This window comes from Hahella sp. HN01, assembly GCF_018986435.1.
In the GTDB taxonomy this organism is placed as follows: domain Bacteria; phylum Pseudomonadota; class Gammaproteobacteria; order Pseudomonadales; family Oleiphilaceae; genus Hahella.
The window spans coordinates 13,789-37,303 of sequence record NZ_JAHMIN010000034.1; the positions used below are offsets into that span (position 1 = coordinate 13,789).

The window sequence follows — 23,515 nt, forward strand, 5'->3', positions numbered from 1 at the left end:
ATCCCTGTCTATAGTAAAAGTGGCTGTGAATCATAAACGAACAAAGATTCTCTAAGGGAAGACGCCCAAGGGAAAGGATCAAGGCTATGGCTACAACACGCATGGACAAGGAGAACACGCAGGCGGAGCGGCAAATACGACAGGGGCAAAGTTTGACGAAACGGCGCGCGGGAATGCTCGCTGTGGCGGCTTTGTCGGGATTGACCGGCTCTTGCGCATTGAAACAACAAGGAAACTGGATACAGGAGGGAGAGACTGTGCCCGGCGGCAAGGGTAACGTGGTGGATCTGGATCAGGGCTGGACCGACGACACCCAGGCGGCGTTTTATTTCTCCTCACAAGGCTCGCGCATCATTCCCTACAAATGGTTTCTGGTGCTGGAGCGCAAGGACAGTCAGGCGCTGTTTCGCGCAGATGACCATATGGAGCGCATGCGCTATCTGCCGTCCACGCAGGTGGGCTCCTGGAACCCGGATGGACTCCCGGTCGGTTTCGTTAAGGACACAGGGGAAAACGGCGAGCAATGGATGGGCTTTAGTTGCGCCGCCTGCCATACGGGACAAGTAAGCTACCGGGGGCAGGAGATTCGTATCGACGGCGGCCCGACCCTGGGCGACGTGCAGACTTTCAACGCCGCGCTGGTGGATGCGTTGAGCAGCACCTATCAGGACAACGCCAAGTTTGACCGTTTCGCTATCAATGTATTGGGCGAGCCGGACATGGAGGCGAAATTCAAGTTGCGTCAGGCGCTGTTGGCGCAAACGGAAGAGCTGGCCACCCGCAATCTGATCAATCACTCTGCGCCTCATCAGCCGGATTATGGCTATGGGCGAGTGGACGCCATTGGGCAGATCTTCAATCAGATCATGGTGTATTTCAACGATATGCCCAACAACGGACATCCCGCCAACGCCCCGGTGAGCTATCCGTTTCTGTGGGGAACCCAGCAGTCGAATGTGGTGCAGTGGACGGGCTTCGCGCCCAATGGTCCGTTTGATTTCGGCGCGTTGATTCGCAATGCGGGTGAGGTGCTTGGCGTGTATGGCCAACTCAATATCCCCGACGATAAATCGGTGTATCGCTACAAGTCCTCGTTTGATATCAAGGGGCTGGGGGATCTGGAGGCCTGGGTGGCGGATTTGCGTTCGCCGGCGTGGCCGACGGAGTACCTTCCCGCCGTCAATCCGGAGGTCGCCGCCCAGGGTAAGATGCACTACGACAAATACTGCCTGAGCTGCCATCAAGCGATTCCTCGTAGTCGTGAAGCGGCGGTCTATAACGCGGTGCTGACGCCCATTAACCAAGTGGGTACAGACCCGCTGGAATGGACCAACATGATGAAGTGCTACGAAGCCGGTAAGTATGAAGGCCGTAAGAGCATGGGCATTATCGGCGACCCCATTCCCGCCACGACGTCCGGGCTTGAGCCTTTGGTGAACGCCGCGGTGGGCGGTTTGCTGGAGCACACGGCGGACTCCATTGACGCGGCCTCCGTGGACTATGCGACCGAGCTGCATTCCGAAAAGGCGCGCCAGGAGAAACTCAAGGATGTGATGGAGCAGTTCAAAATCAAGCAATCGCCATCCGTCGCCTGCGGCGATAATCTCCCGATCAGTGAGGGGACATATAAGGCGCGACCATTGAACGGCATATGGGCGACGGCCCCCTATCTGCATAACGGCTCCGTGCCGAACCTGTATGAGCTGCTGTTGCCGGCGTCGCAGCGCTCCAAGAAGTTTTATCTGGGCTCGCGGGAGCTGGACGTGGTTAAAGTTGGATACGTCTCCATGCCGCATATGACGCTGTCCGACGGCACGCTGATCAAGACGTTCGAATACGATACCAGCCTGAAGGGCAACGCCAACAGCGGGCATGAGTATGGCGCCAAAGACATGAAGGAGTCTGAGCGCATGGAGTTGCTGGAGTACTTGAAAACGTTGTGAGGCGATCTCCTCAGAGATAACCGGAGCGCCGTCGGGCGTTCCGGTCTGATCGAGACTTGATCCGGCAGGGGGAGGATTAGCGTCCCGCTTGCTCCACCAACGCGCGGATTTCCGGGTCTCTGACTTCAAAGGTGTCGAAGACGCCTAGTTGCCGCAGGCCCGGAATCAGTCCCAGTAAATCATTTTTCGCCGCAGTCCGCTCGGCATCGGAAAGGCGCTCGTCCTTCATATCCCGGGCGCTCAACATAAACGCGGCGATTGAACCCTTGCGCAGGGTGACGCCTTGGTGGGCGAACATATTTTCGTTTTCGGCAAGCACTTGTTCTGGTTTCATATCAGCAATCTCCTTTGGAGGTTAACGGCGCTGAGGTGTGAGCGCCGAATTGATTTCTATGTTATTTCCTCCTAAATTGACCGGCTAACGCCAATCAGAAAATAAATTGCTTAATCCGGCCAAATGTATGTCTCCCTTTCCTGCTAATGCCGGTTCGCCGGTTTTACCTCAAGATATTTTGGTGCGCCGCCTAAGATCGGAAGGGACGGAAGAAAGGGAAGGGCATTCTCATGAATATGGGCAATTGTTCTGCGTATTGCAGGGACTGACGGTGGCGGATACGGATGCCGGGCGCTGGTTAATGCCGTCCAATCGTCTGGGCTGGATACCCCCAGGCGTATGGCACGGCGCGCAATATTTCGGCGCCATAGCCGGCTGGAGCCTTTACCTGCATCCAGACATTTGCGACCCCTTGCCTGACAAGCCATGCGTTTATGAAGCGAACGCTTTGATGACGCCAATCATCGCGAGAATCGCTGAATGGCCCGGCGGCGAGCCTCTGGACGCTCCCCGTCGCCGCTTGTTGCATGTCCTGCTGGATGAAATTCAAGCGGCGCGGCAAACCGCGCTGCACCTGCCCATGCCCAAAGACAAGCGCCTCCTGCGTCTGAGCCATAAACTGCTCGCCGCTCCAGATAGTAATGATTCCTTGCTGGCGCTGGCCAGTGACATCGGCATGAGCGAACGCACGCTGACTCGCAAATTTCGTGAAGAAACCGGTCTGTCCCTGGGACAATGGCGACAACTGGCCAGACTGGCCCGCGCCCTTGAACTACTGGCCCAGGGCGTCCCCGTCACCCAAACCGCCCTGGACCTGGGATACGACAGCGTCAGCGCCTTTATTACGCTGTTTCGGCGTTATTTTGGCGAGACGCCGGGGCGGTATTTGAAATAGTCAGGCTCAATGACAATTTAGTCTCTGCATTAAGCATTTCCTCATTTCTTACACACTTCTTCCGTAGTTCCTGCGGATTCGCCTTTTAGTATGTTTTTCACGGATCAGGAAGAGCAACGTGAACAACAGAGGTAGGTGGCTGTATGAAAAACTATTTGAAAACAAAGAGCTTAAGTGAGTCGCATGGAGCGTTTGGTAAAGCGGGCGGGGCCGGTCTGGTTGCGCTTTGTTTGAGCGCGGGTCTGGCGTTGTCCGGGTGTGGCGGGTCTGCGGCGGTGTCGGATAGCGCAGCGGAGGATTCTTCTGGAACAGTGGTTGACGATAGTTCATCCAGCGATTCTTCGAGCAGTTCTGGAGATGCCTTCAGCGTTGATATCACCAATGCCATATTCACTGAAACCAGTGGCGACTGCGCCGACTATGACAACTCGCTTGAAGCCTCCGTCACGGATATCCAGCGTGGGCTTGGTTTTGATGCGGCGGTGACTATCAGCAGCGACTCGGACAGTTGCACACTGGTCTCCAACTCGATACCCAACCACGACTTTAACGACGCCACCGCGCATTTCGCCAACAACGTGGCGGAAGTCAGTCAGAGTTTCAATATTCCCAGAAATCCTTCCTCCGCGTCTTCCACCACCTCGCTCAGTCAGCGTTTGGTGAATGGGGTGATGTTGAACGGAGTGATATTGGATCTGTTGTCCGCAGGTTGCTATAACCCCTCCAGCCCCATGGCGGATGCGGACGGCAATACCGCCATTGGCTGTCCGGACACGTCCGATTGGCTGTTGGACCCTCTGGGCACAGATAGCAAATTTGGCGCGGACGCCCATAACGCCCACACCCAACCGGGCGGGCTATACCATTATCATGGCAACCCCAACGCCATGTTCGACAGCAACCCCGGACCAAATGGATCGCCGGTAATTGGTTTCGCGGCGGATGGCTTTCCCATCTACGGCAGCTATTTTCTGGACCCTGACACAGGAACGGTGCGCAAGGCCGTATCCGGCTACACCCTAAAGACCGGTTCCCGGGGGACCAAGAGCACGACTAACCCGGGCGGCTCCTACGATGGAACCTATATTGACGATTGGGAGTTCACCAACGCCGGCGACCTTGACGCCTGTAACGGCATGACGGTTGACGGTCAGTACGGTTACTACGTGACGGATGCTTATCCCTGGGTGCTGAATTGTTTCCGAGGCGCGCCTGACAGCTCGTTCTATAAATAAAGGGAGGTTGGCGATGAGCGCTTTCAGATTCGCATTCGCAGCGTTGTTTGCTCTTCTGACCGCCCCGGCGTGGGCGCACCAGGCTGGCGTCACCGATACCGCCGTGCAGATCGGCGCCAGCAAAGTGAAAGTTGTGTATACCGCGCCTGAGGCGGAGCTCGCCGCCGATTCCGTCATCGCTTCCAGGAGCGAAGCGATGACGACTTTGGTTGGCGCAGGCTTTCAGTTGCGCAACGACGATCGCGCCTGCGCTCTGATCGACGCCCGCTCACAGAACCTTGGGCAAATCGCCTCGCGTCAATTCGCCATGCTTTACGACTGCGGTAGTGATATCGGCGTCTTAACGGTTGGCTATCTTCTGTTGCAAAACAATGCCGGGCACAAGAATTTCGTGCGGATGGTCCTGGCGGACCGCACCGCCACGGTGGTGTTTGACAGTGCGCGCAGAACTCAGGAGATTCCCGTCGCGCAGTCTTTGCGGGCTTGGAACAAAGCGCTGACGGACGATTTTATGGGGGACCTGGGCGGTTCCAGCGGCATGAGCCAGTATTCCGACTACTTTATGCTGGGGCTGGAGCACATCGTCTTCGGCTTTGATCATCTCCTGTTTTTGTTGGGCCTGCTGTTACTGCCTTTGGGATGGAAACAGCTGGCTGCATTGATCACCTCCTTTACGGTTGCGCATTCAATTACGCTGGCGGCCTCCGTGTTGAACTGGGTCAGTCCGCCGATGATGTGGGTGGAGGCGGGCATTGCGTTAAGCATTGTCTACGTGGCCCTGGAGAATCTGTGGGAGCTGCGTGGCGAACCAACCGCGAAAACCCTGGCTACCCGTTGGAAGCGGCGTCTGCTGGTGACGTTCTCTTTTGGATTGATTCATGGCTTCGGCTTTTCGTTCATACTGCGTGAAATCGGGCTCGGCGACCAATTGGCCGGGGCGCTGATGTCGTTCAATCTGGGCGTGGAGGCGGGGCAGATTGCTATCGTAACGGCGGCGTACGCCCTGATCTATTGCGCAATGAAAGATTGGAATCTGTTGCGGATGGCGCGGGTCGGCTCGTTGTTTGTGGCGGCGATGGGCGGTTATTGGCTGGTGGAGCGCTTAGCCGCCTAACGCGGAAAAACTCGGCGTTGATCCTGTTTTAGCAGACGGCTAATCGCGGAAAAAATATTTGCATCAGGCTGTATTGAGCGCCCTGAGAGGCGCGGATAAAATCGCCGGATTTCCAACTATCGTCGGTGAGACAGCATATGTGGCGTTCGGTTTCTTCAAGCGAGCAGGGACAAAAGCAGGAACGGCGTCCAGCCTCTGGCGGCGTCAAGGAATCCAGCTTTTGGTTGAGTCAGATATTCATGTTGGCGGCGACGGTGCTGGGGGTATTTCTCGCCGCCCAGGAAGGCCTCAATCAGGCGATTGCGTTCGATGACCTGACATCCCGTCAGAACAACTATTATTTACGCAGTTCCCTGGCCAGCGAGTTGCAGAGCAATATCGCCCAGGCCAGGGAGTATGCGGAATTTGTGCAACGTTCCAGCGACAACACGATCAAACAGTATCCGCTGCAATTGGATCTGTTTGTGTGGGAGAGCATGCGTTATTCTCCCGCCACTTTGGAGACGCCGTCTGAGTTTATCTCGGAGATTCAACGATTCTATCGCGAGGCCAATGATATTCGTCAGAAGATCGAGCGTAGGGTTTACGGGTCTGAGTTCGGCGGACAGGAGCTGCTGAAAGTGACGGAGCGCATGGAGAAAGACGTCATGCCAAAATTGCGCGCCAACATCGAAGGCTTGAAAAAGTCATTGGCGGACAAGGGCGTAGTGTTGGATTGAAATCGTTGTGTGGGCGATGACGTCGCCCAAAATGTTCAATTATTCCACAGACTTGCTTGCATTCTAGTGGGATGGGCTTGATCAGATTTTCTACGAGTGTTAGAACTTGATCCTGCCCACTAACGGAAAGACTTATCGCCACGCCATAAGCAAGGGATAAACTATGGTTAGCCTCGAATATCTGATGACTTCCCTGATTGTTGTATTACTCCCTGGAACCGGTGTGTTGTACACCGTATCCGCCGGTCTGATGGGCGGTCGGCGCGCCGCCCTGTTCGCCGCAGTGGGATGCACCGCAGGCATTATTCCGCATCTGCTGGCCTGCGCTTTGGGATTGGCGGCGATTCTACACGCCAGCAGTCTGGCCTTTCAGGTCGTCAAATATGTCGGCGTGGCTTATTTAATGTATCTCGCCTGGATGATGTGGAGGGAGTCCGGCGTTATCGCTTTTGACGCTTCGCCGGATGAGAAAAAAGCCACAAGCTTTGCGATCAAAGCCTGCCTGATCAATATTCTTAACCCCAAACTGTCCATCTTTTTTCTGGCGTTTCTACCCCAGTTCGTCCCTCATGACGCCGCCTCGCCAATCTCTCATATGTTGCTGTTAAGCGCTATTTTCATGGGGATGACGCTGGTGGTCTTCACGCTTTACGGCCTGTTCGCCAACGCTGTGCGCGACTACATCGCAGGCTCTCCCAAACTGATGCAATGGACCCAGAAAATCTTCGCCGGCGCTTTCGTCGCATTAGGCGTCAAGCTCGCGACAGTGGAGCGTTAAGAGCCTCAACTCACAGGAAGTCGTCAAAAGGAGTGAGCGTGAAAAGCTTATTTAACAAACTGGCCGGATTATTCTCCAACAGGGCGTCTGAGAGTGGCCAGGGCTCTGCGCCGATCACGCAGAATGAAACCCCGCAAGAGCAGTTCTGGCAAAAAGTCTACGATGAGCGGTCGGAATACTATGAGACCCATTTTGGCGCTCTGCCGTCGGAAATTCTAAAGATCGGCCATATGTTTGGCGTCTGGCCTGGCGGCGGGCTGTATATGATCCCCGCCAACAAGCTGGGGGAAGGCATGTGGGTGTACACCACCTTTGGCTTCACCAATCCCGATATGCCCTCAGGCGTTGCGGCGAATAATGTGGAAGTGGAGAAGGATGAACAGGGTCGCGTGATCAGTAGCGCGGCGACGCTGACCCGAAAAGACGTAGCGGCGCAGACGGATGGCGTCCCCGGCTACGGATACGAGATGCTGATGATCGCCCGGGAAAAGGCGGAATGGCCGCTTTGGTTTCTGCAGTGGACCGCTAATGCGGAAATCCTCAACGATGCGGGCATACTGGAGCGGGTCAGCAAACATGACGGCCTGACGGTGGAGGAGATTCAGGCCGGCGAATCCGAGTTCATCAATGTTTTGATCGCAAAAGCCCAGCCTCCGCTGCTGTCGTCAGGCAAGCTCTCCAATGGCAATATGGAAATCCTGATCGCCACCGTCATCACCGACGAGGAGATGCGCTGGTCCATGGAGCATGGTCGGCCAGCGCTGCTACAAAGATTGATGAAGGCCGGCGTGGGGCAGGTGAGCGATCGCCATCGGGCGAGTGTGGTGTGAACGCTCTTTTACTCTGCTTGTAATTCCGGCTGTTCAATCAGGCGCTCATAGAAAAGCGTGTCGGAATGGCGGGAAGCAAGATAGAAATTATTTCTCTCCAGCATCTTTATTGACGCGGCGTTGTCTCTGGCGACGCCGCAGCTTATTTTTGCGACGCCTGTGTTTTGCCTCGCCCAACCAATAATTCCTTCCATGAGTTCCGTGCCAAGTCCTCGCGACCAATATGCCTCGCCTAAAATGTAGCCCAGGCGCAATTCGGTGAGCCCCGAAGGGAGAGAGATCGGATAGAGAAATACGAACCCGACGACGTCGGTAGACATGATTTCCTTCACGACAAACACCGGCGACTCCGCTAACCGGTGGTCCAGCCATACGATGGCGTCCTGCCGGTTGACGATGGGGCGCCAGTCATCAGGAGCAAAGCGCGTTGTGTTCGGTGTGATAATCCTCTCTATGTCGCGATAAAGGTCCTCGCCATCGCCCGTGGAGGTCACACAGCGAAGGTTGTACACGTAAAGTCTTTGTGTTTTGAATCCACATCGGTACATAGCGGTATAGGGCTCTCTCGGCTGGCGTTAATGGGCGATTCAGGTGGATAGCTATCCTAGAGAGCGGGAGCAGGACGCAGTAGAGCGGATATAGGCATTAAATCGGCGGATTTTGGGATTTGCTGCGTTGGCGGACATCACCGAACCCTCCTTTTCTGACTACACTAAGTCAGTAGACTGGCCAACGCCGCCGCCAGTGCCAGTGATAGTAATAGTGATAGTGGACGAAACGAGCGCTTCTGCGATGTTATCCCAACGACGCCAAGGACAAAGCTTATCGACCCCGTTTAAAGCGCTGTTATCTCTCTTTGCGCTGGTTTGCATGGTGTCTGTGTCCGAAGGCGTTCCGGCCAAAACAGCGCAGGAGTGGGTGGAAACGGAGTTCACCCCCTCAACTCTCAGTCGGGAACAGCAACTGCAGGAAATGCAGTGGTTTCATAAAGCCTCCGAGCCGTTTCGGGGCATGACGATTTATGTGGTGTCGGAGCCAATCGATACCCATTGGTATGAAGCCGATACGCTCGCCAAAGCCTTCGAAGACATTACCGGCATCCGCGTCGTGCATGAAATCACGGGCGAAGATGATGTGGTGCGTAAGCTGCTGGCGCAGATTGAGACGCAACACAACATTTACGATGGATTTATCAGCGATTCAGATCTGATTGGCGGACATTTTCGCAGCGGCGCCGTGGTGGCGTTATCGGATTATATGCAGGGGGAAGGCAAAGAGGTCACCTTACCGACCTTGGATATAGAGGACTTCTTTGGCCTATCTTTCACCACTGGGCCTGATGGAAAAGTCTATCAGCTGCCTGACCAGCAATTCCCCAGCGTGTACTGGTATCGTCATGACTGGTTCAGCCGTAAGGAATTACAGGACCGCTTTCGCAAACTCTATGGTTATGAGCTGGGCGTGCCGATGAACTGGTCCGCCTATGAGGACATTGCGGAATTTTTCACCGTGCATGTGCGGGAACTGGACGGCCATCGGGTTTGGGGACACATGGATTACGGCAAAACTGATCCCTCCCTGGGGTGGCGTATCTCTGACGCCTGGCTGGCGATGGCGGGGATGGGCGACAAAGGACTGCCCAATGGCCTGCCAGTGGACGATTGGGGCATTCGAGTGGAGGACTGTCGGCCGGTTGGCGCCAGTGTTCAGCGCGGCGGCGCTCTGGATAGCCCGGCGGCTATATACGGCATCCGCAAATTTCTCGACTGGTTCCGGCTGGCGCCGCCAGAGGCCCTCAATGTGACGGATAAAGTGATGGGCGAGTGGGTCGGCTCCGGCCTGATTGCCCAGCAAGCGTTCTGGTATACCGCCTATCTGGCGCAAATTACCCAGCCGGGGCTGCCTGTCGTCAACGCCGACGGCACGCCAAAATGGCGCATTGCGCCGTCGCCGTTGGGGGCATACTGGCGGGAGGGGATGAAGTCCGGTTATCAGGACGCTGGTTCCTGGACCTTTCTGAAAAATACGCCGGAGAAGCGCCGCAAAGCCGCCTGGTTATATGCGCAGTTCACGGTATCCAGGACGGTGTCCCTGAAAAAGACAATGGTGGGGCTCACGCCGATTCGACTATCCGATATCAACTCCCAGGCGATGACGAACCGTGCGCCTTATCTCGGAGGATTGGTGGAGTTCTATCGCTCCAACGCCCGTTACTATTGGACCCCGACGGGGACCAACGTGCCCAATTATCCCAAACTTTCTCCCCTGTGGTGGAAGTATATGACTCAGGCGTTCAAAGGAACTCAGCCGGTAGAGGAGGTCATGCATGATCTGGCGCAGGCCATGGATGAAGAACTGGCGGCGATTGGCCGGGAAGAACCCGGCCCCTGCGCGCCCCGCCTTAACCCCCAATCCTCCAGAGAATACTGGCTCAACCAGCCCGGCTCGCCAAAACCCGAGCTTAACGAACGCCCGCCGGGGAAAACCTTGAGTTATGAAGAAGCGTTAAAGGCGTGGCATTGAGAATCTTCAGGTTAGAAACTATTCAGAATGGAAAGAAGGCGCTTAAAACCGGCCCCAAAGGCAGCGTCAGCAACAACAGGGCATAGATCAAGAGCGCGGTAATAAACGCGGCGAAGTTCAGCAGCTTTTGTTTTAGAGGGGCTTTCTGCATCAGGCTTTCCTCGCGCAGAGGAAACACGCTCTTATCCAGGTTGAAGACAGCGTATAAGCCCAGGATGGAGATGGCGACTAATATCGACACCGATAGCCATTGTTGGAACAGGCCGACGATGACTGCGGTGGTGATGCAGGCTTCGAACAGCATGAGTCCGGCGGAGTGGAAAAAGCGATATCTGGCGAAGCCCTTATGGCAGTTGTTGCAGTACAGTGGCGCGCCGATCACGCCGGAATGTTTGTCCCATATTTCCAGACTGTTTTCTCCACAGCCAGGGCAGTCGGCATACTTAGGCATCTGGTCTGACTTCTTCTTTGCGAAATGACTGATGCGTCGCATCATTCAGGATTTGCCCAGGGAATGCAAAAAATCCAGATGCGCGCTAATCATGGCAAGCCGTTCATCTTGAAGCCCTGTTCTTTACGCGGCTAGAATCCTTCCCCTGAATTCACTCATCAAAGGTCTATGGATATGCAGCAGTCCTCGCCCGCCGCGACCCACGACGGTCGTCGCACTCAGGAAACACACGCCAAGAAAGAGGGAAACGGGATCAAGGAGTCCAGTTTCTGGATCAGCCAGATATTCATGATCCTGGCGACGGTGCTCGGCGTCTATCTGGCGGCGCAGGAAGGGCTAAATCAGGCGATTATTTTTGACGACCTGACTTCCCAACAAAACAATTACTACCTGCGCAACTCGCTGGCCAGCGAGTTGCAGAGCAATATCATGCAAGCGGAGAAGTATGCTGAGTTCGTGAAGTCTCCTCCCAGCCGTAGCGCGATCAAAATGTTTCCGCTGCAACTCGATTTATTCGTTTGGGAGAGCATGCGTTACTCTCCCTCGGCGTTGGAGACGCCCAGTCAGTTTATCCTTGAAATCCAGCGCTATTACCGGGAGTTGGAAGACATTCGCGGCAAAATTGAGAGCAGCGCCTATGCGCCTCATTACGGCGCAGAGGAGATGAAAAAGCGTACGGAGCGGATGAAAAACGAGGTGCTGCCCAAGTTGCTCGCTAATGTGGATACGTTGAGACGTTATTTAAAAGAACACAATGCGCCGGTGGATTAATCCTTCGCGGCGCAAAAATGGCGTTATTTGTGCCGGGTCTCTGACATCACCCAGAGAGAGATACCGTTGCTGACGCTTCTGCAAAAAGCCAGCACCGGCTTCTCGCAATGTTCCATGATATCGATAAAAGAACTGATTTGAGTTTGTTCGTCCGCATTTCTATGCGAAGGAACGCTGTGGTAAGACAGTCCGAGGGCGTCAGCCCCGCGGCGTAGAGATTCTGATTCCGCCTCCTGGTCGGGTTCGTTATTGACGATTGAGCGCACGCCCAGTTGGGCGGCGGCCTCCAGCTCGTCGCTTGACAGGCTGGAGGTGACGTAAAAATCAATTGCTAATCTGGTAATCGACACTGTTTACCGCCTTCTAATCGTAATAGACGCCAATCCCTGATGTAGGACTCTTTGTGAAGCCCTGCGCAAAGCAGCTGGTTTGGCCAGTGCTTGCGCGGGCTCCTTAGTTGTTGTTCTTCACCTTAATTCTCTGCGCCTTGACGGACTGTACGCCGGTCAAGTCGCCTACTATTTCCACAAACGCGCCCACCTTGAGTCCGTTCTGCGAACCGGAGGCGTCGCTGATGTCCACGGAGATGCCAAGAATGGTCAGCACTTCGCCGGAGATGGCCGTTACAGGGCCTTCCACTGTTACCGCGTCATCCGCGCGCAGGCGTTCAATGCGGGTGGCGGTCAAGGGCGTGGTTCCACTCGCCGCTCTAACGGACAGTCTGTCGCCGCTGCGAATGTCATCCAGCCCGAAGTAAGGCTGATGGGCTTCGCTGCGGTCATCGAAGGCGGTCAGTTCATTGACGCTGAACGCGACGCCAAGGATGACGACCTGTTTGTCTGTTTCGCTGACTGAATCCGCGGCAGCTTCGACATGAATGTCATTGGTCTTCTTGAAGGTAATCGTTTGCGCCTGCAATACGCCGTCCGCGTCAATCGGCCCTTCTGCTTCAATACGTACGCCGTCAGCCAAATCCTGTTTCTGACCTTTTTTGAATTTGGCGCTGGCGGCGTTGACGGGCTGACCGCTCAGAGAGAAGCTTTGTTGCGACGCAAAGTCAGTGATGATGCCCTCATATTCCAGTCTGACGCCGCTTGCGGACATATCGCCGCGGGCTTTCAGTTTAACTTTCGCAGCAATGACGCCGGTATCTTCAAAGAAGCGCCCGTTGACTCTCACGTATTGGCCAACTTCTGGTTGTCCGCTGGAGAAGCCCTGCAGATCCGCCATACTGTAATCCACGCTCAAATCGCCGATGACGAAAGTGCGGTCAGGCGTGTCCACGCCTTGGATAACGGCGTTCACCGCTACCTGTTCGCCATCGCTGTAGGCGTCCGCAACTTTCTCGATGCGAGTGGCCACAACGCCTGTTGCGTCGGTTAACCCACTGATCGCCACCACCTGGCCGATAGCAAGATCGCTGAAATTGAGATTTTCAAATACAGCGCTGTCAGGAATCAGCGCGGTTTGTCCCAGTACGGTGATCTCGGCGTTATAGTCATCGACGTAATTCACCTCGGTTATCGGGCCGAATAAGGTTTGCTCAAAACTGACGCGACGAGCGTCGCCAGTGGTTGCGTCAGCATCCAGCGCGCCCTCGATAAGCACCACCATGCCCACTTTTAGTGCGCTTTCGGAATAGCCGCTAATGCTGTCGATAACGATGTCCGCTGAATCGGTCTCATACTCCACGCCATTGACAAATACGCTGCCGAAGCTGCTGATTTCGCCGCGGGCGGCCACTGGCGCGCCAGTGCCTTCAATACCGCCGTCAGAGGATGCGCCGCCGGAGCAGGCTGAGAGCAGGCTGGTGGTCAATACCAGCGCCGTTAGGGCGTACAGGAATCTGCTCATGGCTGCTCCTCGCGGGTTAAGGACTGCTCGAAATAGTATACGCCTATTCCCGCGCGGAATTTTCCGCTGCCCTGGAGCTTGGCATTGACGCCTCTGTCGTACCCGGATAACCACCGGTTTATGCGCTGCAAAATTTCTTCCACCTCTTCTTTACTGCGTCCGCGAATCGCTTCCAGACATTCCATGGGGATATCGTTGTAGGCCACGGTGCGCTGGACGCGCGCTTCAGTGCGATCCGCCTCCAGGTTGTGGTCTATGGTGCGAAGCAGATCCGCAACCGCAGTACTCATAATCCTTAGCTTCTCTTTTAAATCAGTTTGCGGCACATAGCCGTCCACCTTTAGTGCAACCCGTTTGCCCGCCGCCTCTCCCTGATCGCTGATTTCCACGGAGTCCAGTCTGATCAGCTCGTCCAGGACCGCGCGAACCGGCACGTCGCCGCCATAGAGACGCACCAGTTCACTGAAGCTGTTGTCTCCCTCATCTAGAGGAAGGGAGAGCGGCGCGCCATGTTCGTCCTGAAAGCGAATGTCTCTGACCCAGCCGTTGACGACCCTGGAGCTTCTGTTGGCGCTTTGCGCCTCACCAGTCTCAATGGGGTTGGGCAGTTTCTCCAGTCTGGCGATTTCTTTGCGGTTAATGCCGGTCAATACGGACACTCTGGAGAGGCTCTGCTTACGGTTAGGGAGAGGAAACTCCTCGGTAGCGGCATCTATATAGGCGCGCTTCGCGATCTCCGCGAACTCGTTGTACGACATGCCGCGCCGCAACAGCAGCGCAGCCAAGGGTCGCAATAATTTGTAAATGGCGGCGTACAGCGCCTGACTTAATGCCTGGTTCATGATTTGGGATATTATCGCCAAACTGTTGGTAAAAATGTGAAATGGTTCACAAAACGATTCCAATGTTTGGGCTTATTATCCCAAAAGAACACAACCAACCCATAGGAGTAGATGTCATGAATCGTTGGATTGCCATAGCGTTCACGTTGCTAATCGCCTCATGCGGCGGCGGAGGCGGCGGCTCCGGCAGTGACGACACTTCCGCTGCGGACGCCAAAGTGGGCTTGATCCTCACGGACGCGCCCAGCGGCGATTATACTAGAGCCATGATTACTTTCACGAAAGTTGAGCTGGTAGGCGATCAGGGCAAAGTGACCCTGTTCAGCGGCGAAGAGACTTTCGACTTATTGAGTCTTCCCGACTTTTACGAATTTCTGGACACTACCGACGTTCCCGCCGGCAAATACAGCTCTTTGCGCATCACTACGTCAGACGTAAATTTGTATGAAGACGACGGTGCGGGCGGTGAAACTGAAGTGCCTTCCAAGCTGCCTTCAAAAGTCATCAAAGTGGTTAACCAGGGCGGATTCACCGTCACACCGGGTTCCGTACTGTTCATTGAAATCGATTTTGATATGAACAAAGCCCTCAAGTTCACAACCACGGGGCAGGGCAAAGTTATCATTCGCCCAGTCGTGTTCGCCAACATTCGTTCCGAGATCCCCAATAACAAATTCGTACGGGTTCACGGCGACATTGAAAGCGTGGGCGACAACGCCTTTAGTTTGTGCCGCACTCAGTTCATCACAGATACCAGCGCTACCCCGGCGTCCAGTTCCGAGGACTGCATGCGCGTACGGATGGATGAGGATACCGGTATCTTCGCCAGCAACGGACTTCCCGCTGAGGCGTCGTCACTGGTTGAGGGCGATGAAGTGACGGTCATTGGTCGTCTGGTTCGGACCGTCGCCACGTCGCCCGACATTGACGATGCGAACTTGCCGGAAGAAGGTTACTGCATTGTCTGGTATCTGGATCGCAGCGTGGAAGAGCAGCCTGCCCCGCAGTTGTGCTCAACAATCACAGCCGTGCCTGAGGGAGCGGTTCTGGTTAACAACCAGGGCGTCGTGGACGCTCATATCTTCGCTATCAATGCGTTGACCATCGAAGAAGGTCTGTTGACTGCATTCAGACGCTACTCCGGTGAAGCGGCGTCCACCGTAGACGTGGATACCCGTCGCTTTGACGTCGCTCTGGATGAAGGGCAGGGCATCGCCACAGATAGCCCCATCGCTGTGCAGTTGTTCCCGAAAACCCGCGTATTTAACGATGCGGGAACCGAGTTGACGCAGGCGGATATCCAAGTGGGCCTGAACGCTCTGATTGATGCGGTGCTGGTGCTGCCGAGCGGAGAGGATAATTACCTGCGCTCGCCTTTCCTGGTGCTGAGTGAGAATGACGAAAAAGCGGGCGTCAGTGGTGAGCTGCTGTCCGTGGACGGCGACAACCTCCGTCTCACAGTCAGCGGCGACGCTGGCGATCGATGTGTTGACGCCGCCGGCGCCAATATCTATCTGGTTGTCACCTCTGGCGATGAGACCACTAAGATGTCCGCTGCGTTCAGTGATCTGGCGGCGGGAGACACGTTGGATATCTTTGGAGAGGAAGATATTGCAGACGGTTGCTTCAATGCAGAGACAATTTTTATCTATTAAAGATAAACAATTGATCACGGGGCGCTGACGATACTGGCGCCCCCTATACAACCGCGCCGGCGAGCAGGCATTTTCTGTTCGCCGGCGCAGTCGTTTACAACAGCTCCCAGTCCCCCCGCACCAGACGGAAACACTGTCCCTGTTCCGGTAGATAGACATCTTCGCGCTGATATATCAGGTCGCCCAAACGGGCCTTTTCCTGTTCCAGAACCTGATACAGGCATATCAGGCTACCGGCTTTGAAAGTGAGACCATGATAGGCCTCCCAACTGCCGTGAAAATCATGTCGGTCTTTTTTAATCGAACGGCATTCGAGAAATATCAAATCCGCCTCGCCAGCCAGACGTAAGGGCGCTTCCAACAGCACGCCTTCTCCGTTGAAGAACAGCGCGCCGTTAGGCCCGGACAGCAACAGGGCGCGATTGGGCGCGGCATGTTGGGTCATGGCGGTGGACAGATTCCAGGGACCAACGGCGAGTCCTTTATCGGACTGCTTCCAGCGCAGTAGAAAGCAGAGCCGTTGCTCAGGCCAGATGGCGTAATTCAGCAGATTTTGCAACAGGGGGCGATGACCGTGAGGCGTAATCAGCACCAAGGGCTTGGTGCGTCCCTTGGCGTGCATCCAATTTACAAGGGTAATAAGGCCGGCGGCGTGGTCCGGGCCGCAATGGCTCAGCAGAATGGCGTCGATATCCTCGATGGCGGTCTCTCGCCGCCACAAGGCCTGAGGTACGCCGGGGCCACAGCCGATCAGCATCTGAAAACGCTCTTCCGTGACGAGCAGGGATGAGTTTACCCGGGCGCGGTCGTAAGCTTCACCGCTCCCCAACACTTCAATGTGCATAGCTTTCCTCATAAATCCTGGGGCCTGGACGGACTGTCTATGTTCCGTTCATTCCAACGAGCGATGACGGCGTCGATTATCCTGGGCTGCCCCGACGCGTCAATGCGGCCGCTCATTGTAACCAAATACAACGGCGTCAGGGCAACTCCCTTTACGTTGCAAATTGGATCAGGCGTTGTAAGTTAATTTATTGAATTTAAAAAGATACAGAACGGCGGCGCGAGGCCGCCGTGGGGGGAGATCAGGTTTGCGGCGCGGAATCTCCCGGAGCGCCGGCGAACTTATTGATCAAAGGATTGGCGTACATTTCCAGAATGTAGCGTTGCAGCAGGTTAGGGTAGCCGCCGACCCGATCGGAGAACTCCGAGGCTTTTTGCCCCATTTCATCCCGATCCAGGTTGTCCCAGGCCTGTCTGGCCTGTCCCGCCAGCTCCTGCAGACGATGCAGCGACTCCTCCTGTAAATGAGCGAAAGACTCGCTCAGCGTTTTCAGCTGCTCAAACGCCAGAATATTGGAGGGGAACAGCTTGTAGTTGCGGGTAATCTGCCGATCGATCGCGGCGGCCACTTCTTCCGCATCCTCAAAATCCTGTTGCAACGGCTCGCCGAAGGCAATGTGCACACGACCTTTGGGGCAGGAGATGCCGCGGATAATGCTGGCGATGTCCTCGCCTTCGCCCTTCACATATTCGGACTGCTCCCGCGCCTGCAGTTCTTTCGCTTTGAGCAGATCGCAGGGATCGTATTCATAGGAAATGGACACCGGCACGATATTCATGCGTTTGATGGTGTCGCCGAAGGCCATGCCTTGCTTGCGGCCATAAATATTAAGCATCTTGATGATGGCCGGATCGGTTTTATCCAGGCCATTCTTCGCTCTGCCTTCCCGCTGTGCGATCCAGATAGAGCGATTTTGCGCCAAGGTATCGTCAATATAGGCGGAAAGCTGGGTTAACGCCTGCAGCTTGGCCTTGTGACCCTCTACCGAGCGCTTGACCGTAAAGCTCCGGTTGAGACGCATGATGTCGGACACCAGCGGGTTCGACAACAGGTTGTCGCCGATGGCGATTTCCACGAGTTCGCGACCGGATTGATACAGCGCGAAGTTGACCAGCGCTGGGTCCATGGCGATGTCGCGATGATTGCTGATGAACAGAAAGGCGCGGTCCTTGGGAAGCTTGTCCAGCCCTTCATATGTGAAGCCGGAGGTGGTTTTCCTGACGGTGTTGGTCATGAAACCCGCCACCATGTCCTGAACATCGTGTATGGTGTTGATTCTGCGCAGATTGTGCTGCAGATTGCGTCTTACCAGGAACGAGGTGAGACTGCGGCAGTATTTGGATAACCTGGGAAACTTATAATGTTCTATGGCCCGGACGAGTTGCTCGTCATGGCGCAGCCGCGAGATCACCTGAGGAACTTCATCATCCCGATAGGGACGAATATCATCAAATGTACTCATGAATTATATTTATGCTCATGCTTGTTGGACGCGCAAGTGTCTCATTAATGTTACAGCCGGTCCATTACAAAATGTACGTGAATCGCTGTGATAATGAGCGCTAAGCGCTTGTTTCTTTAAAATATTCCGCCCACTTTTCATCCGCTTCGTCACCGAACAGAATCCGGCAGGCCTCCAGCAAACCTTGGGCGTTTTTAATTTTATCACGCCGGACCACCAAAGATATTTTCGATCTTCGGCGTAGAAAGTCATCCAGTTTGGTCACCATTTCACGTCGCGCCGCCTGTTCTATCTCGCAACGCAGGTACTCCGCATTCTCGATCAGCAACTCCGCCTGTCTGGGATCGGCGCGAATAGTCTCCAGCAGGTCGAAGGCGTGCGCAGCGTAACGTCGCCACAGTCTAGTCGACAGTTTTTCCGAAGAGGACGGTGGCGTCAGGCTGTCGAGGTCCATGAGTCGGGCCTGATGCATGAACTCCTCTTTCACCCGGTTGGGAGGCTCCCCGTACCAGATTTTATCGGGGTAGGGCGGATACATCCCAAGCGCGGCGGCGGCCTGGCAGATCTCATCGCCCACATTCAGGCAGTCCGTGAGCTTACCGCCGAAGATACTGATGTGGCGGGTTTCGGCATTGACCTCAATCACGTGTTTGCGCGACAACTGCAGCCAGTCCGTCTTGGCTCCATTGTCGCCTTGCACCGCCAACGGCCGAACGCCGCATCGTTCGGCCACCACGTCGCTTTCCGTCAATGGTTGCGGCAGGCGCAAACGCGCATTGATATTGTCCAGCACGAACTTGCGGTCTTCCGGCGTCACGGTCGCATAGGGGGATTCCATGCGCGTATCCGTTGTGCCGATACAGGTTTTCGGCCCCATAGGAATGACAAAAAACAGGCGGCCGTCGTCAGCGAAAAAAGTCAGCACCCGCTTGTTTTCCGTTATGCGGTCGACAATCAGATGGATGCCTTTGGAGAAGGCGTGCCGGCACTTGGTTGTTTGTCCGGTCAGCCGGTTGTGCTCATCGACAAAGGGACCGCAGGCGTTGACCAACAACCCCGCACTGATCTGGAACTCTTCCCCGGAGATATTATCCCGGGCATCGATGGTCCAGATGCGGTCCGCCCAGCGTGCGCTGACGGATTCCACGTAATTAGCGGCGATGCAGCCGTAATCCATGGCGCGGCGGATGAAGTTAAAGACGAAACGGGCGTCGTTGTCATGCAGAAAGGCGTCGGAATATTCGAAGCCGCCTGTGCTGCCCTCCGTATTCACGATAGGCTCTTCACGACCGATCCGCTCTGGCGTCAGGTAATGGGGGAAGCGCGTGAAGCCATTGCCCATAAACCAATACAACACACCGCCCAGGTAGAGAAACCAGGGCGGATAGCGAAATCCTTTTTTGATCGTGGTGAAGAAGCGAATTTCCTGCACCGTGGAGGGGTAGCTGCGCATTAACTTGTTGCGCGACATACAGAGTTTGCGCACCAGGCCGAACTCGTAGGTTTCCATGTACTTGATGCCGCCCCAGGCCAGGTTGGAGGACTCCTGGCTGGTGAAGCCGGCGAAGTCGCCCCGATCTATGAGGGCTACTTTCAGTCCTCGCGCGGACATGGCGGCGGCGGAGACTGCGCCATTAACGCCGCCGCCGATCACCAGGGCGTCGAAACTGAAGCGGCGGAGCTTGCTGAGATTATTGTCTCTGAGCTGCATGAAAACCGGGTTCCTCTGAACAGGAAGTACGACGGTTGTGGTTGTCTTTTATCCAGTATTGCAGGCAAGGACGGATTTCGCGAATTCCGCTAGCCCTGCGCGAGTCTGGAAACCAGGAAGTCAACCGCGGCTTTGACTTTGGGAACGGCATATTTGGGGCGTTGATAGAGCAGGTAGATGCCGAGTTGGGTGGCGCGACTGACATGCAGAGGGTAATCCAGCTCCAGGATGTGGAACCCGGCCGGAAGAGCGCCCGACCTCAACACCCAATTCGGCATCATCGCCAGTCCCTTGCCCTCACTGGCCCACTGCCGCAGCAGACGAGGAGAGCTGGTGATCAGGGCGGGACGGATATCCACCTGTCGCCAGCGACCGTTGATGTTGGCCTGCCAGTAAAGCACTTGATCGGAAGTGCGGAAGAAGATCCCCCGGTGCTGGCTTAAATCTTCTATCCGTAGCGGCATTCCGTAACGTTGCAAGTAGGCGTCGGAGGCGGCCAGTGAGAAGTTATTGTCGTCAATATACTTGGCCACCACCCGTTCATCTGGAATTTGTCCGGCGCGCACGGCGATGTCCACCGTATCCCGCATGATATCGACCACCTTATCCGTCAGATCGATATCAATGATGATTTCGGGATAAAGCGCCTCAAACTCGGGCAGAATTGGCACAATCCGACTTTCGCCATAAGAGGGGCTGCAGCTGATGCGCAATACGCCCGAGGGCTTGCTGCGGTAGTTGACGATGAGTTCATCCGCATTATCGAGGCCGCGCAATATCTGGCTACAATGCTGGAGATAGATCTCGCCGATCTCCGTCAGCTTCACGACCCGGGTAGTGCGGTGCAGCAGGCGTGCGCCCAGTTCTTCTTCCAAAGCCTGAATCTGGCGGGTGACGCTGGATACGGGAATGTCAAAGTGTCGTGCGGTATCGCTGAAACTACCGGTTTTTCCCACGTGGTCGAAAAAACGCAGCGCTCTGAGTTTATCCATGTGTTCTATATTTTTGCTGAAATGACAAAAGTTATTTGAAATTTAGCATGTTTATCTTTTTCAAGGGCAAAAATAAACTGGTTTCAGAATTTCGAGATTGATGAACCTTCTACACATAAGGAGCGCGCCATGAGCTACAAAGCAGTCAAATTAGTGAAAAGACCTGAAACAGACATCACGCCGGCTTGTTTCGAGCTGGTGGAACTGGATGCTCCTGCGCTGGAACCAGGGCAATTCCTGATAAAACAGACGCATATGTCGCTAGATCCGGCGATGCGTGGATGGATGAGCGCCGCGACCGACAGCTATATTCCTCCGGTCGGCCTGGGTGAAGTCATGCGCTCCAGTGGCGTTGGAGAAGTCGTGGAATCCAGGAATGACAAGTTTCCCGTTGGCGTCAAAGTGGCGGGCATGTTCGGGTGGCGGGAATATCTGGTTAGCGGCGGCGAAGGCGTCTCCATCATGCCGCAGGAACTTCCGGCGGAGGCGATACTCTCCGTGCTGGCGTTGCCTGGCGTGACCGCCTACCACGGGTTGATGGAAGTGGCGAAGCCCAAGGCCGGTGAAACATTGCTGGTTTCGGGCGCAGCAGGTTCGGTGGGCTCTCTGGTGGGCCAAATCGCCAAGGCTGAAGGGCTGCGGGTAATTGGCGTCGCTGGCTCGGAGGAAAAACGCCGCTGGCTGGTGGAAGAGCTGGGCTTTGATGCAGCCATCAATTACAAGACGGAGGATCTGGCGCAGGCAGTGAAAGAAGCGGCGCCGAACGGGATCGACATTTATTTTGAAAATACTGGCGGCCCTATTCAGCATGTCGCCATGGCCAATATGAACGCGTTTGGACGTATCGTGGTGTGTGGAGTGATCGCCGACTATAACGCTGCGACCCCGGCGCCGGGGCCGAGCTGGACGCAGATCGTGAAGAAGCGCCTCAGTATCCAGGGCTTCACGATGCCGGACCATATGCATCGCTTCGGCGAGTTGTCGCAAAAAGTCGGCGCATATCTCCTGGCGGGAAAAATCAAATACCGCACTCACGAATTGAATGGTCTGGAAAGCGCAATAGAAGGGATCAATCTGCTGTTTACCGGCGCCAATGAAGGCAAGCTGTTAGTACGTCTGTAATCGCCCTTCTCGTCGTTATATTTCTCCGTGCGCCGCCGCAGAGGTTGCGGCGCTGCGGAGAGATGTAAATTTTATGTAAACACTTCCCGCGCTTTTTTTACAAACTCATGTCTGATGTCTTTGTGTCTGCAACCGTATTCTGACTCCAACGCAAAAACATTGCATTGAAGGAGCCAGAACATGAATACCGCAACTCGTCCTACACAGACCTCATCAACACATTCCACTGGCAAGCCCGGCCATTCTCCATTCCGCAAAGCGTTGCTGGCGACAGCGATGTTGGCGTGTTGCGGGTATACCGGACTGGTATGGAGCGCCGGAACACAGGCGGAAAATGTCGAGCCCGTGACGCAGGCAGCGACTCAGCCATCCGTCATCGCCCCGCGCATACAGTTAGCTATTTTGCTGGATACGAGCAGCAGTATGGACGGCCTGATCAATCAGACTCGCAATCAGCTGTGGAAGATGGTGGACGAATTCTCCAAGGCCAAGAAAAACGGCGTCACGCCAATACTGGAAGTGGCGGTGTATGAATACGGCAATGATGGGCTTTCTTCCCAAAACGGCTACATTCGCCAAGTGACTGGACTTACCAGAGAGCTGGATCGGGTGTCCGAGGCGCTGTTTTCCTTGACGACCAATGGCGGCGATGAGTTCTGTGGCTACGCTATCAACTCCGCGGTAAAAGAGCTGCAATGGAGCCAATCGTCCAATGATATCCGCGCCATCTTTATCGCCGGTAACGAGCCTTTCACGCAAGGCCCGGTATCCTTCCGGGAGGCGATTGCTCTGGCCAAACAGAAAGATATAACCGTCAACACTATTTTCGCCGGAGCCTATAACGAAGGTGGAGAAAGTGGCTGGCGCCAGGGCGCGCAACTGGCTGGCGGCAATTACATGAGCATCGATCAGGACCAGCAGGTCGCGCAAATTGAAGCGCCTCAAGATAAAGAAATCGCCGCCTTGAACGCCAGGCTCAACGAGACCTATGTGCCCTATGGCGCGGGAGGCGCGGCGGCGTCCAAGCGTCAATACGAGCAGGATGCGAACAGTCAGAATGTCTCACTTGGTTTGCTGGCGCAAAGAGCCAAGTCCAAAGCTTCTGTTGCTTACGATAACTCAAGCTGGGATTTAGTGGACGCCTACGAAGCCGGGGACGTGGCGCTGGAGGAAGTAGAGGCGGAAGCATTGCCGGAGCCGATGGTTGGGATGAGCAAAAAGGAAAAAGTAGAGTATATAGAAACGAAGAAAACAGAGCGCAAGGCGTTGCAGGACAAAATTAAAGCCTTGAGCGACGAGAGAGAAGTTTATGTCGCGGAGGAGAATCGTAAGGCGGCGAAGTCGGACGCGAATACAGTCGATGAAGCGCTAATCTCCGCCATCCGTAAGCAAGGCGAACAAAAAGCTTTCGAATTCAAATAGGCCATCTTCAACAGCATC

22 protein-coding genes are annotated in these 23,515 nt (G+C 55.2%); 12 read left to right on the plus strand and 10 right to left on the minus strand.

The annotated features are described in order from the left end of the window. Nucleotides 1–86: 86 nt before the first annotated feature. Nucleotides 87–1,943, plus strand: a complete 1,857-nt coding sequence (locus KP814_RS25435) for a di-heme-cytochrome C peroxidase (RefSeq protein WP_216739416.1) — start codon at nucleotides 87–89, stop codon at nucleotides 1,941–1,943. 76 nt (nucleotides 1,944–2,019) lie between these two features. Here the strand turns inward: KP814_RS25435 and KP814_RS25440 are convergent, their stop codons facing one another. Next, nucleotides 2,020–2,277: a hypothetical protein gene (locus tag KP814_RS25440; RefSeq protein ID WP_216739417.1), complete on the minus strand. Its 258-nt coding sequence runs from the start codon at nucleotides 2,275–2,277 to the stop codon at nucleotides 2,020–2,022. A gap of 127 nt (nucleotides 2,278–2,404) precedes the next feature. On the opposite strand from KP814_RS25440, the gene KP814_RS25445 reads away from it, so the two are divergent. The 6 genes from KP814_RS25445 (at nucleotide 2,405) to KP814_RS25470 (ending at nucleotide 7,848) form a co-directional block, all read left to right on the plus strand. Further along, nucleotides 2,405–3,172: a helix-turn-helix domain-containing protein gene (locus KP814_RS25445; protein ID WP_216739418.1), complete on the plus strand. Its 768-nt coding sequence runs from the start codon at nucleotides 2,405–2,407 to the stop codon at nucleotides 3,170–3,172. A 143-nt stretch (nucleotides 3,173–3,315) separates the two neighbouring features. After that, nucleotides 3,316–4,407, plus strand: coding sequence for a YHYH protein (locus KP814_RS25450; RefSeq protein ID WP_216739419.1), 1,092 nt, complete (start codon nucleotides 3,316–3,318; stop codon nucleotides 4,405–4,407). 13 nt (nucleotides 4,408–4,420) lie between these two features. After that, nucleotides 4,421–5,521, plus strand: coding sequence for a HupE/UreJ family protein (locus KP814_RS25455; RefSeq protein WP_216739420.1), 1,101 nt, complete (start codon nucleotides 4,421–4,423; stop codon nucleotides 5,519–5,521). A gap of 137 nt (nucleotides 5,522–5,658) precedes the next feature. Beyond that, nucleotides 5,659–6,240, plus strand: a complete 582-nt coding sequence (locus KP814_RS25460) for a hypothetical protein (RefSeq protein ID WP_253938634.1) — start codon at nucleotides 5,659–5,661, stop codon at nucleotides 6,238–6,240. 163 nt (nucleotides 6,241–6,403) lie between these two features. Next, a complete protein-coding gene (locus KP814_RS25465; protein WP_216739421.1) occupies nucleotides 6,404–7,018 on the plus strand; it encodes a LysE family translocator in 615 nt (204 codons plus the stop codon). Between the two features lie 38 nt (nucleotides 7,019–7,056). Continuing rightward, a complete protein-coding gene (locus tag KP814_RS25470) occupies nucleotides 7,057–7,848 on the plus strand; it encodes a suppressor of fused domain protein (RefSeq protein WP_216739422.1) in 792 nt (263 codons plus the stop codon). Nucleotides 7,849–7,856: 8 nt separating this feature from the next. Here the strand turns inward: KP814_RS25470 and KP814_RS25475 are convergent, their stop codons facing one another. Continuing rightward, the gene (locus tag KP814_RS25475; RefSeq protein ID WP_216739423.1) at nucleotides 7,857–8,360 is read right to left on the minus strand and encodes a GNAT family N-acetyltransferase; all 504 of its coding nucleotides are present in this window, start codon (nucleotides 8,358–8,360) and stop codon (nucleotides 7,857–7,859) included. A 358-nt stretch (nucleotides 8,361–8,718) separates the two neighbouring features. Between KP814_RS25475 and KP814_RS25480 the strand changes: the two genes are divergently transcribed. Then, on the plus strand, nucleotides 8,719–10,371 hold the full coding sequence (locus KP814_RS25480; RefSeq protein WP_253938639.1) for an ABC transporter substrate-binding protein: 1,653 nt from the start codon (nucleotides 8,719–8,721) through the stop codon (nucleotides 10,369–10,371). 22 nt (nucleotides 10,372–10,393) lie between these two features. Here the strand turns inward: KP814_RS25480 and KP814_RS25485 are convergent, their stop codons facing one another. Then, nucleotides 10,394–10,822 carry a hypothetical protein gene (locus KP814_RS25485; RefSeq protein ID WP_216739424.1) on the minus strand — a complete coding sequence of 143 codons (429 nt, stop codon included), beginning with the start codon at nucleotides 10,820–10,822 and terminating at the stop codon, nucleotides 10,394–10,396. A gap of 174 nt (nucleotides 10,823–10,996) precedes the next feature. Here KP814_RS25485 and KP814_RS25490 point away from each other — a divergent pair, with 174 nt between their 5' ends. Further along, a complete protein-coding gene (locus KP814_RS25490) occupies nucleotides 10,997–11,593 on the plus strand; it encodes a hypothetical protein (RefSeq protein ID WP_216739425.1) in 597 nt (198 codons plus the stop codon). Nucleotides 11,594–11,616: 23 nt separating this feature from the next. On the opposite strand, the gene KP814_RS25495 is transcribed toward KP814_RS25490, so the two are convergent. The 3 genes from KP814_RS25495 to KP814_RS25505 all read right to left on the minus strand — a co-directional run bounded on the left by KP814_RS25495 (nucleotide 11,617) and on the right by KP814_RS25505 (nucleotide 14,289). Continuing rightward, nucleotides 11,617–11,943 (minus strand): beta-lactamase hydrolase domain-containing protein, encoded by a 327-nt coding sequence (locus KP814_RS25495; protein ID WP_216739426.1) that lies wholly within the window; start codon nucleotides 11,941–11,943, stop codon nucleotides 11,617–11,619. Between the two features lie 103 nt (nucleotides 11,944–12,046). Then, nucleotides 12,047–13,447, minus strand: a complete 1,401-nt coding sequence (locus KP814_RS25500; RefSeq protein WP_216739427.1) for a DUF5666 domain-containing protein — start codon at nucleotides 13,445–13,447, stop codon at nucleotides 12,047–12,049. Beyond that, nucleotides 13,444–14,289, minus strand: coding sequence for a DUF6502 family protein (locus KP814_RS25505; protein WP_216739428.1), 846 nt, complete (start codon nucleotides 14,287–14,289; stop codon nucleotides 13,444–13,446). The genes KP814_RS25500 and KP814_RS25505 overlap by 4 nt, the downstream gene beginning before the upstream one ends. A 116-nt stretch (nucleotides 14,290–14,405) precedes the next feature. On the opposite strand from KP814_RS25505, the gene KP814_RS25510 reads away from it, so the two are divergent. Continuing rightward, a complete protein-coding gene (locus tag KP814_RS25510) occupies nucleotides 14,406–15,944 on the plus strand; it encodes a DUF4382 domain-containing protein (protein WP_216739429.1) in 1,539 nt (512 codons plus the stop codon). A 94-nt stretch (nucleotides 15,945–16,038) separates the two neighbouring features. On the opposite strand, the gene KP814_RS25515 is transcribed toward KP814_RS25510, so the two are convergent. The 4 genes from KP814_RS25515 to KP814_RS25530 form a co-directional block, all read right to left on the minus strand. Next, nucleotides 16,039–16,788: an MBL fold metallo-hydrolase gene (locus KP814_RS25515; protein WP_216739430.1), complete on the minus strand. Its 750-nt coding sequence runs from the start codon at nucleotides 16,786–16,788 to the stop codon at nucleotides 16,039–16,041. A 241-nt stretch (nucleotides 16,789–17,029) separates the two neighbouring features. Further along, the gene (locus tag KP814_RS25520) at nucleotides 17,030–18,250 is read right to left on the minus strand and encodes a 1-acyl-sn-glycerol-3-phosphate acyltransferase (protein WP_216739431.1); all 1,221 of its coding nucleotides are present in this window, start codon (nucleotides 18,248–18,250) and stop codon (nucleotides 17,030–17,032) included. Between the two features lie 100 nt (nucleotides 18,251–18,350). Beyond that, nucleotides 18,351–19,961, minus strand: a complete 1,611-nt coding sequence (locus KP814_RS25525; RefSeq protein ID WP_216739432.1) for a glycerol-3-phosphate dehydrogenase/oxidase — start codon at nucleotides 19,959–19,961, stop codon at nucleotides 18,351–18,353. Between the two features lie 89 nt (nucleotides 19,962–20,050). Next, nucleotides 20,051–20,953, minus strand: coding sequence for a LysR family transcriptional regulator (locus tag KP814_RS25530; protein WP_216739433.1), 903 nt, complete (start codon nucleotides 20,951–20,953; stop codon nucleotides 20,051–20,053). Between the two features lie 129 nt (nucleotides 20,954–21,082). Between KP814_RS25530 and KP814_RS25535 the strand changes: the two genes are divergently transcribed. Both KP814_RS25535 and KP814_RS25540 read left to right on the plus strand, forming a co-directional pair. Next, entirely contained in the window at nucleotides 21,083–22,075 is a 993-nt protein-coding gene (locus tag KP814_RS25535; protein WP_216739434.1) for an NADP-dependent oxidoreductase, read from the plus strand. Between the two features lie 180 nt (nucleotides 22,076–22,255). Beyond that, on the plus strand, nucleotides 22,256–23,497 hold the full coding sequence (locus KP814_RS25540; RefSeq protein ID WP_216739435.1) for a VWA domain-containing protein: 1,242 nt from the start codon (nucleotides 22,256–22,258) through the stop codon (nucleotides 23,495–23,497). Nucleotides 23,498–23,515 lie beyond the last annotated feature (18 nt).

Excerpts from the sequence above, each read along its gene's own strand:
- KP814_RS25435 (WP_216739416.1), top strand. The coding sequence starts at position 87 with ATGGCTACAACACGCATGGACAAGGAGAACACGCAGGCGGAGCGGCAA.
- KP814_RS25440 (WP_216739417.1), bottom strand. The coding sequence starts at position 2,277 with ATGAAACCAGAACAAGTGCTTGCCGAAAACGAAAATATGTTCGCCCAC.
- KP814_RS25445 (WP_216739418.1), top strand. The coding sequence starts at position 2,405 with ATGTCTCCCTTTCCTGCTAATGCCGGTTCGCCGGTTTTACCTCAAGAT.
- KP814_RS25450 (WP_216739419.1), top strand. The coding sequence starts at position 3,316 with ATGAAAAACTATTTGAAAACAAAGAGCTTAAGTGAGTCGCATGGAGCG.
- KP814_RS25455 (WP_216739420.1), top strand. The coding sequence starts at position 4,421 with ATGAGCGCTTTCAGATTCGCATTCGCAGCGTTGTTTGCTCTTCTGACC.
- KP814_RS25460 (WP_253938634.1), top strand. The coding sequence starts at position 5,659 with ATGTGGCGTTCGGTTTCTTCAAGCGAGCAGGGACAAAAGCAGGAACGG.
- KP814_RS25465 (WP_216739421.1), top strand. The coding sequence starts at position 6,404 with ATGGTTAGCCTCGAATATCTGATGACTTCCCTGATTGTTGTATTACTC.
- KP814_RS25480 (WP_253938639.1), top strand. The coding sequence starts at position 8,719 with ATGGTGTCTGTGTCCGAAGGCGTTCCGGCCAAAACAGCGCAGGAGTGG.
- KP814_RS25485 (WP_216739424.1), bottom strand. The coding sequence starts at position 10,822 with ATGCCTAAGTATGCCGACTGCCCTGGCTGTGGAGAAAACAGTCTGGAA.
- KP814_RS25490 (WP_216739425.1), top strand. The coding sequence starts at position 10,997 with ATGCAGCAGTCCTCGCCCGCCGCGACCCACGACGGTCGTCGCACTCAG.
- KP814_RS25500 (WP_216739427.1), bottom strand. The coding sequence starts at position 13,447 with ATGAGCAGATTCCTGTACGCCCTAACGGCGCTGGTATTGACCACCAGC.
- KP814_RS25505 (WP_216739428.1), bottom strand. The coding sequence starts at position 14,289 with ATGAACCAGGCATTAAGTCAGGCGCTGTACGCCGCCATTTACAAATTA.
- KP814_RS25510 (WP_216739429.1), top strand. The coding sequence starts at position 14,406 with ATGAATCGTTGGATTGCCATAGCGTTCACGTTGCTAATCGCCTCATGC.
- KP814_RS25515 (WP_216739430.1), bottom strand. The coding sequence starts at position 16,788 with ATGCACATTGAAGTGTTGGGGAGCGGTGAAGCTTACGACCGCGCCCGG.
- KP814_RS25520 (WP_216739431.1), bottom strand. The coding sequence starts at position 18,250 with ATGAGTACATTTGATGATATTCGTCCCTATCGGGATGATGAAGTTCCT.
- KP814_RS25525 (WP_216739432.1), bottom strand. The coding sequence starts at position 19,961 with ATGCAGCTCAGAGACAATAATCTCAGCAAGCTCCGCCGCTTCAGTTTC.
- KP814_RS25530 (WP_216739433.1), bottom strand. The coding sequence starts at position 20,953 with ATGGATAAACTCAGAGCGCTGCGTTTTTTCGACCACGTGGGAAAAACC.
- KP814_RS25535 (WP_216739434.1), top strand. The coding sequence starts at position 21,083 with ATGAGCTACAAAGCAGTCAAATTAGTGAAAAGACCTGAAACAGACATC.
- KP814_RS25540 (WP_216739435.1), top strand. The coding sequence starts at position 22,256 with ATGAATACCGCAACTCGTCCTACACAGACCTCATCAACACATTCCACT.